The organism is Campylobacter sp. BCW_6463 (assembly GCF_001762785.1).
Classification (GTDB): Bacteria; Campylobacterota; Campylobacteria; order Campylobacterales; family Campylobacteraceae; genus Campylobacter_D; species Campylobacter_D jejuni.
On record NZ_MJXL01000033.1, the window covers coordinates 1 to 1,368 of the forward strand.

Genomic DNA, 1,368 nt, shown 5'->3' on the forward strand with positions numbered 1-1,368 from the left:
GCTTTATCCATCTTTATTCCTTTCAATTATAACTTATTCATATTTTTAATAAAATTATACCATATTTTAATAATTTTTGCAAGTTTTTTTGCTATAAAATGCCTATTTTTTAGGGGTTTTAACGGGGTTCTTTTTTTTATTTAACTTGGGAAAAGTCGCCAAAATCTTCATCGGTTTAATTGTATTTTCACGCTACTTTGTTCGCATTACTTTTAAGCATAGCTTCTATACTTAAATGACAGTCCAATTCTTCCCATTCGATGCCTGTATTATCACAGATAAAATGCCATTTTTCTAAATCTTCTAAATTTGCATTTTCAAGTTCTTTGTACCATTTTAAAGGAGTTTGGATTATGCGTTCGTCTTCTAATAAAACAATAAGATAATCTTTATTGAATTTTACATTCTTTGCCTTAACTAAAGTATTCATTCCATCTCCTTTCAAATTCAAGTTTGTGTTTTTTGACAGTTTTTAGAATAAAAGACAAATCTTTGTTTTTAAAACTGCTGAATCGAACTTGTAAATCTTCTAAATTAATTTTCGCAAATTCATTACCTTTCATAACATGAATATGCTTTGGTTCATGTTCATTTGAATAAAAGAAAAACTTAAAGCCATTGATTTCTAAAAGAGTGGGCATAATTTTCCTTACTTTATTCATAATTTTAATAAAATTATACCATTTTTTAATAATTTTTGCAAGTATTTATGCTATAAAATGCCTATTTTATGGGATTTTGAACGGATTTCTTTTTTATTTGACAAGGTTATTTTTGTAAATCGTAATTAAAAGTATTTTATCGTTTTTTAAATCTATATAATATGGAATGACATATTTCTTAAAGATAAAATCTCTTATGTTTTCATCATTAAAAAGAGTAGATTTTCGAAATTTATAAGGCATATTGTCAATGCACAAAATAGCATCTTTTAAAGATTTTGAAAAATAATTTTTTGCACTCACACTATCTTTAGCAATAAAGGCTAAAATATTATTAAGCTCTTTTTTAAATTTATCACTTTCCACAATTTTCATTCACAGCCATTCGCTACCTAATGGAGTTACTGATAATTTTCCTTGTTTATAGTGTAATAAAGTTTCTTCAGCTTCTTTTTTTATTTCATCTATGGTTCGATTATCTTCATAATTATCCAAAGTAGCTTCTAAATCATTTTTAGAAATTTTAAAAATAGCTCCTGCATTTTTTGACAAACATTCTAAACTTTTTATAAAATCAATATCATCACTTGTAATGGTTATAGTGTGCATTATAATTTCCTTTTTAAAGTTTATTAACATGATAATACCATTTTTTAATAATTTTTGCAAGTATTTATGCTATAAAATGCCTATTTTATGGGATTTT

General features: G+C 24.9%; 4 protein-coding genes. All 4 read right to left on the bottom strand.

Features of this window, described 5'->3' with window-relative positions:
* Positions 1-187 precede the first annotated feature (187 nt).
* The 4 genes from AJ884_RS03600 to AJ884_RS03615 all read right to left on the bottom strand — a co-directional run bounded on the left by AJ884_RS03600 (position 188) and on the right by AJ884_RS03615 (position 1,271).
* Complete coding sequence (locus tag AJ884_RS03600; protein ID WP_070233926.1) at positions 188-430, bottom strand: DUF2442 domain-containing protein; 243 nt, start codon at positions 428-430, stop codon at positions 188-190.
* Positions 414-641, bottom strand: coding sequence for a DUF4160 domain-containing protein (locus AJ884_RS03605; protein WP_044779629.1), 228 nt, complete (start codon positions 639-641; stop codon positions 414-416). Before AJ884_RS03605 ends, AJ884_RS03600 begins: the two co-directional genes overlap by 17 nt.
* Positions 642-755: 114 nt before the next feature.
* Positions 756-1,037 carry a type II toxin-antitoxin system RelE/ParE family toxin gene (locus AJ884_RS03610; protein ID WP_002883551.1) on the bottom strand — a complete coding sequence of 94 codons (282 nt, stop codon included), beginning with the start codon at positions 1,035-1,037 and terminating at the stop codon, positions 756-758.
* The gene (locus tag AJ884_RS03615; RefSeq protein ID WP_002883553.1) at positions 1,038-1,271 is read right to left on the bottom strand and encodes a hypothetical protein; all 234 of its coding nucleotides are present in this window, start codon (positions 1,269-1,271) and stop codon (positions 1,038-1,040) included. It lies immediately after the preceding gene.
* Positions 1,272-1,368 lie beyond the last annotated feature (97 nt).

Coding starts and splice junctions, on each gene's coding strand:
- AJ884_RS03600 (WP_070233926.1), bottom strand. CDS start 430: ATGAATACTTTAGTTAAGGCAAAGAATGTAAAATTCAATAAAGATTAT.
- AJ884_RS03605 (WP_044779629.1), bottom strand. CDS start 641: ATGCCCACTCTTTTAGAAATCAATGGCTTTAAGTTTTTCTTTTATTCA.
- AJ884_RS03615 (WP_002883553.1), bottom strand. CDS start 1,271: ATGCACACTATAACCATTACAAGTGATGATATTGATTTTATAAAAAGT.
- AJ884_RS03610 (WP_002883551.1), bottom strand. CDS start 1,037: ATGAAAATTGTGGAAAGTGATAAATTTAAAAAAGAGCTTAATAATATT.